The sequence below is a fragment of the Chitinimonas sp. genome, from assembly GCF_036568685.1.
In the GTDB taxonomy this organism is placed as follows: domain Bacteria; phylum Pseudomonadota; class Gammaproteobacteria; order Burkholderiales; family Chitinimonadaceae; genus Chitinimonas.
Map to the genome: position 1 here is coordinate 103,117 of NZ_DATCSC010000029.1, position 6,000 is coordinate 109,116.

The window sequence follows — 6,000 nt, forward strand, 5'->3', positions numbered from 1 at the left end:
CATAATCAAAGCAAGCCCTATACAAATGGCCACCGCCCAGGGCGGCATGGCCTACAGCGGAGAACCAGCATGAGCCTGACCAACGAGATATTGCAGCGCGCCCGTGCGCGCGCCGAGGAGTTGAAGCTGCCCTATTCCGGCGCGCTGACCCCGGACGAGGCGCACACCCTCTTGCGCACCCTGCCGGCCAGTAAGCTGGTGGATGTGCGCAGCGGCGCCGAGTGGGCCTTTGTTGGCGCGCCGGTGGACGCGGTGAAGATCGAGTGGAAGAGCTGGCCGGGCATGGTGCCCAACCCCAACTTCATGGAGCAGCTCAAGCACCAGGTGGATACCGAGGATGCGCTGTTCTTCATGTGCCGCAGCGGTGCCCGCTCGCACGAGGCGGCCGCGCTGGCGGCGGCCAATGGTTACACCGAGTGCTACAACGTGCTCGAAGGCTTTGAGGGCGATCGCGACGCCACCGGCCAGCGCGGCAAGGTCAACGGCTGGAAGGCCCGCGGCCTGCCCTGGTCGCAAAGCTGATTTTCTCTCCCTACTTCATCTGATCTGACATGACCGACCGTTACGCCGTCATCGGCCACCCCGTTGCCCATAGCAAGTCCCCCTTGATCCATGCCGCCTTTGCCGAGCAGACCCGCCAGCAGCTGGTGTACGAGCGGCTGGAGGCGCCGCTAGATGACTTTATCGGCACCGTGGCGCAGTTCCTGGCCATGGGCGGCGCCGGCTGCAATGTGACCGTGCCTTTCAAGGAAGAGGCCTTCCGCTTTGCCAATGAGCTGACCGAGCGGGCCGAGCTGGCCGGTGCAGTGAATACGCTATGGCTGGATGACGAGGGCGTGGTGGGCGACAACACCGACGGCGCCGGCTTGGTTTGCGACCTATTGCGCCACACCACCCTGGCAGACAAGCGCATCCTGCTGCTGGGTGCCGGCGGTGCTTCGCGGGGGGTGATCTTGCCGCTGCTGGACGAAGAGCCGGCCAGCCTCCTCGTGGCCAACCGTTCGGCCGACAAGGCCGAGGCGCTGGCGGCGCACTTCCGCGAATTTGGCGAAGTGCGTGGCAGCGGCCTGGATGGCATCGGCAAGGGTGAGTTCGACATTGTGATCAACGCCACCTCGGCGAGCCTGGCCGGCGCGGAACTCACGCTGCCGGATAGCCTGTGGCGGCCGGAGCTGCTGGTCTACGACATGATGTATGGCAAGACCGAGACGGCCTTCCTGCAACAAGCGGCGCGGCATGGCGTGACCCAGCGGCTGGATGGCCTGGGCATGCTGGTGGAGCAGGCGGCCGAGGCGTTTTTTGTGTGGCGTGGGGTGAGGCCGGAGACGGGGCCTGTTTTGGAAGCATTGCGGGCAGCCCTATAACAATCCACGCCTTAAAATAACTCTACCCGCGCAAACCCATCCTGCAGCGGCAGGTTCAAGCGACGATACGGCGCAATGCCCTGCGGGGATTGCGCCCTACAGGACAGCGCCTTTGCACACGTTGGGGCTTGATGCCGGCACCTACGGAGGGGGGTTGGGGTCCCCGTGTGAGCCGCTGAGCATCGCAGCCAGGATCGGGGCCTTCCGGGGCGCGTTGTTTGAGGCCACGCAGTGGCCGAGTTTCGCGCTCCGGCCGAGACTGGCGAGAAGCGGAAGGGACCCCACGTAGTGGGGCGGGGAACCCGGGGTCGCCTTTTCTTTGGTTACTTTATTTTGGCGAAGCAAAAGAAAGTAACCCGGCTGCGGGACGGACTCCCACCCCAAACCGCACGCAGTGCGGATATTGCGGCGCCAGCCGCCAAGCCGCCAGCCGCCAAGCCCCTCTGATTTCTATCACGGCAGCTAACCACAGATCATGGCTACGGGGTCTCGGCGTTTAAAATTGCCTGTACCGCAGTTTCGTCTGGTGGAACCCAATTACGCTCGCTCAAGCTATCCAGAAATACCTTAGGTACCTCAACACCATACTCCTGAACGTAGTAGGCCAAATCTGCCGGCCAGAACCAGTAACCATCGGTTAGCGTGTGATAACAGCCACTCAACCTGCCGTCGTTGGCAATCACATCATGCCCTACACCCGGGGATACGACATAGGGCACGCCTGCCGATAGATAAGCAACCAACTGAGTCCGATCACCCTCGAAGCGACCTATCGCTTCAATCAAACTCGGGCCATCCCGCATGCCATGCGGCAACTCACGGAAATAACCGATACGGCGGGCTTTCATTCACACACTCCAATGTTTGTAAGTCATCGCATAGGGTAGGCCAGACTAGCGGAGCTAGCCTTCGAGAGAGTGCAAAAACGCCGCCCAAAGGCGGCGTTTGTCTTGCTATAGCGCAGATCGGCTGGCTTACCAGGCTGGCAGCTCGGCGTTGAAGGCGGTGCGGAAGTCGGCGCGCAGGCTGGCCTGGTCGAACTTGTGGTTCTGGCCGCCGCGGCTGGCGATCTTGATGGAGCCGAGCAGCGAGGCCAGGCGGCCGGTGGTTTCCCAGTCCCAGCCCTGGTCGATACCAAACAGCAGGCCGGCGCGGTAGGCGTCGCCACAGCCGGTGGGGTCCAGCACGGCAGCGGCCTTGGCGACCGGGATGGTGATTTCCTTGCCGCCGACGTAGATGCTGGAACCTTCACCACCACGGGTGACGATCAGCGCCTTGACCATGCCGGCGAGGTCGGCGATGCCCTTGCCGGTCTTCTCTTCCATCAGCGCGGCTTCGTAGTCGTTCAGGGCGACATAGTCGGCAGCGGCGACGCAATCGAGCAGCTCGGGGCCGGAGAACAGCGGCATGGCCTGGCCCGGATCGAAGATGAAGGGGATGCCGGCAGCCTTGAGCTCACGTACATGGGTGAGCATGCCGTCGCGACCGTCCGGGCCGATGATGGCGAGCTTGAGGCCGGCCACATGGTCGAAGCGGTTGTGGTGCGACTCGCCCATGGCACCGGGGTGGAAGGCAGTGATCTGGTTGTCGTCCAGGTCGTTGGTGATGAAGCACTGCGGGGTGTACTGGTCCTCGATCACGCGGATGCAATCCTGGCGCATGCCGAGCGTCTTGAGGCGGTCGGCATAGGGGCCGAAGTCCTGGCCCACGGTGGCCATGATGACCGGCTCGCCACCCAGGAGGTGCAGGTTGTAGCCGATGTTGCCGGCGCAGCCGCCGTACTCGCGGCGCATTTCGGGCACCAGGAAGGACACCGACAGCATGTGAACCTTGTCCGGCAGGATGTGGTGCTTGAAGCGGTCGGGGAAGACCATGATGGTATCGTAGGCGACCGAACCGCAGATCAGCGTAGGCATGGGGAGTCCAGAATATAGATTGTGGGGTAACAGGGTATTTTAGCCTTGTTGCGGCTTGCGGGTAGAGCGTCGAGCGAGGCCCGCCTCTCGCGGGCGCCGGCAAATGCGAACCGGGGCGGCCCAGACCCTGGCCTGCCGACCGGTACAAGACCTGCAAGCCGCGCTGTCGCTGGGTCTGCGCAGATCACTGCAACGCGGTACGAACACGAATAGCCCGAGAAGGACATGGCCCCAATAATTGCTCGAACAAAACGCGAGCAATTATTCATATTCTTTCCCGTGCCCGCCGCTCGCCGGGTGACAGGGAAAAGGGAGCCATCATGGCCAATCTCTCTTCCGGCGCCGCGACCGCGACGCTGTCACAGCCACAGGTATTGGGGCGCTTGCTACCGATCTCGCTGCTGGTGTTCTGCTGTTTTCTGACCTTGGGGATCATGCTGCCGGTGCTGCCGCTGTTTGTGCACCAGCAGCTCGGTTTTGGCACCGTGACGGTGGGGGTGGTGATCGGTGCGCAATCGCTGGCGGCGCTGCTGACCCGGGCCCACGCCGGCCAGATGGCCGACAGCCGGGGTGCGGCGGTGGCAGTGCGGCGCGGCCTGTGGCTGGTTGCAGCTGCCGGGGTATTGCACCTCTTGGCCGCGTACACCCATGCACAGGCTGAGCTGAGCCTGGGCCTGCTGCTGTGGGGTCGGCTGACCTTGGGCGCAGGAGAAAGCCTGGCCGGTACCGGGCTGCTGAGCTGGGGCCTGGGCCGGGTGGGCCTGCCCAATGCCGGCCGGGTGATGGCCTGGGTGGGTATAGCCATGTATGCAGCGATTGCCCTGGGGGCACCGCTGGGCATGCTGCTGCAAGGGCAGTTGGGCTTTGTGGCCGCCGCCGCGGCGGTGCTGACCCTGCCCTTACTGGCGCTGGCGATCAGCCGTTTGATCCCGACCGTAGCGTTGCCGGCCGGTGTGCGTGAGCCTTTCTACCGGGTACTGGGTGCGGTCTGGCAGCCAGGCCTGGGGCTGGCGATGGGATCCGTGGGCTTCAGTGCGATTGCCGCCTTTATCAGCCTGCACTTTGCCAGCCGCGGCTGGGCAAACGCTTCGGCCACGCTGAGTGCCTTTGGTGCGGCCTATATCGGTACCCGGCTGTTCCTGGCCGGCCTGCCGGACAAGCTGGGCGGCGCACGCATTGCGCTGGTGTGCCTGGTAATCGAGAGTGCGGGCCAGCTTCTGCTGTGGCAGGCCGACACGCAGTGGCTGGCCTTTGCGGGCGCGGCCCTGACCGGCCTTGGATTCTCGCTGGTCTTCCCTGCCTTCGGCGTGGAAGCGGTCAAGCGGGTGGTACCGGCCAGCCGCGGCAGCGCGCTGGGCGCCTATGCGGCCTTCTTTGACCTGGCGTTGGGCGTGGCCGGCCCCCTATTGGGCCTGGTGGCCAGCGGCTACGGCTATGAGGCGGTCTACCTGGCGGGGGCAATGACCGTGGCGGGCGCGCTGCCGATTGCCGCCAGCCTGCTGCGGGCTCAGCCGCGCCAGGCCGCCAGCATGGCCCTGGGTGGGACGAAGTAGGCCGCGCCGGAGACGGCACGGGTGAAATGGAGCAGGTGGTCGCTATAGCCGTCGCGCTTGGTGACCATGCGCTCCAGCATGCGATTGAAGATCGTAGGCGTCTTGCAGTAGCTGAGGAACATCAGCCCCTGCTCGCCACCGACTTCGCCGTAGGGCAGCGACTGGCGGAGGATTTCCAGCTCCTCGCCATCCTCTTCGATCACGGTACGGGCGATATGGGCGGTGGGCGGCTTGATGTCGTCGTTCATCTCGACGTTGTCGACCTTGGTCCGCCCCATGGTGCGCTCCTGGGTGGCCACCGGGGTACGACGCCATTTGGCGAGGTCGTGCACATAACGCTGCACATGCAGAAAGCTGCCACCGGCAAAGGGCGAGCCGTCGTCCAGCAGGGCGGCGGCGGGGCGCTCGTCCTGGGCGGGGTTCTCGGTGCCATCGACAAAGCCGGTCAGATCGCGGCTGTCCTGATGGCGGAAGCCGCTGTGGGAATCGACCAGGGTGAAGTGCTCCGCCAGGACCTCGCGGGCCAGCTCGCCGGCCGTGAAGCAGGCGTCGTGCTGCTCGCTGCGCAGGTGGACGAAGACGGCATGCGGGGTGACCGGATTGGGATGGATGGCATCGTCGAACTCGGGGAAGGGCAGCAGCTCCACGGGCCCGTCGTTGCCCACCAGGCCTGGCCAGGCCTCGGCGCCGATGCCGATGGCAAAGGCGTTGCGGTGGGCCTTGCCCTCTTGAGCCCAGCTATCGAGCTGGTCAGCCACTTGCGCCAGCGCCTGGCGGGCGGGGGCGGGATTGCTGCCGGTGTAGTCGAAGGACAGATAGGCGCCGTGGGCATGGCTGGCGGCGCAGATGGCGGTCTGGGCGAGATCGAGCAAGGGCATGGCTGGAAGCGCTCTATGGTATGCAGATGGCTCATTCTAGCGCCTGGGCGGTAGTGGTTGATGACCCGATGGGGTAATTGTGGGGGAGAGAATGCTCGCCCTTGGATAGGCGAGCGGCATACCGCGGTCGATACGGCGCAATGCCCTGCGGGGATTGCGCCCTTGTATTGTCACACCTGACGGAGTAGCGCTCCGTCATCGAGTCCCGGACGCCGTTTGCGCCCTTGAACAGTCAGTTCGCTCCGTAGATCCCACGCCGGGACTCATCCTTCAAACTTGCTAGATATCG

At 64.7% G+C, this 6,000-nt stretch carries 6 protein-coding genes; 3 read left to right on the forward strand and 3 right to left on the reverse strand.

The annotated features are described in order from the left end of the window. Positions 1-69 precede the first annotated feature (69 nt). Both VIM95_RS04920 and aroE read left to right on the forward strand, forming a co-directional pair. On the forward strand, positions 70-522 hold the full coding sequence (locus tag VIM95_RS04920; protein WP_331983608.1) for a rhodanese-like domain-containing protein: 453 nt from the start codon (positions 70-72) through the stop codon (positions 520-522). A 29-nt stretch (positions 523-551) separates the two neighbouring features. Further along, a complete protein-coding gene (aroE, locus tag VIM95_RS04925) occupies positions 552-1,364 on the forward strand; it encodes a shikimate dehydrogenase (RefSeq protein ID WP_331983610.1) in 813 nt (270 codons plus the stop codon). Positions 1,365-1,843: 479 nt separating this feature from the next. On the opposite strand, the gene VIM95_RS04930 is transcribed toward aroE, so the two are convergent. Further along, positions 1,844-2,212: a hypothetical protein gene (locus VIM95_RS04930; protein ID WP_331983612.1), complete on the reverse strand. Its 369-nt coding sequence runs from the start codon at positions 2,210-2,212 to the stop codon at positions 1,844-1,846. Positions 2,213-2,338: 126 nt separating this feature from the next. Beyond that, positions 2,339-3,280, reverse strand: a complete 942-nt coding sequence (locus VIM95_RS04935; RefSeq protein ID WP_331983614.1) for a carbohydrate kinase family protein — start codon at positions 3,278-3,280, stop codon at positions 2,339-2,341. Between the two features lie 320 nt (positions 3,281-3,600). On the opposite strand from VIM95_RS04935, the gene VIM95_RS04940 reads away from it, so the two are divergent. After that, positions 3,601-4,833 carry an MFS transporter gene (locus tag VIM95_RS04940; RefSeq protein WP_331983616.1) on the forward strand — a complete coding sequence of 411 codons (1,233 nt, stop codon included), beginning with the start codon at positions 3,601-3,603 and terminating at the stop codon, positions 4,831-4,833. On the opposite strand, the gene VIM95_RS04945 is transcribed toward VIM95_RS04940, so the two are convergent. Then, positions 4,788-5,711 carry a Dyp-type peroxidase gene (locus tag VIM95_RS04945; protein ID WP_331983618.1) on the reverse strand — a complete coding sequence of 308 codons (924 nt, stop codon included), beginning with the start codon at positions 5,709-5,711 and terminating at the stop codon, positions 4,788-4,790. The genes VIM95_RS04940 and VIM95_RS04945 overlap by 46 nt on opposite strands. Positions 5,712-6,000 lie beyond the last annotated feature (289 nt).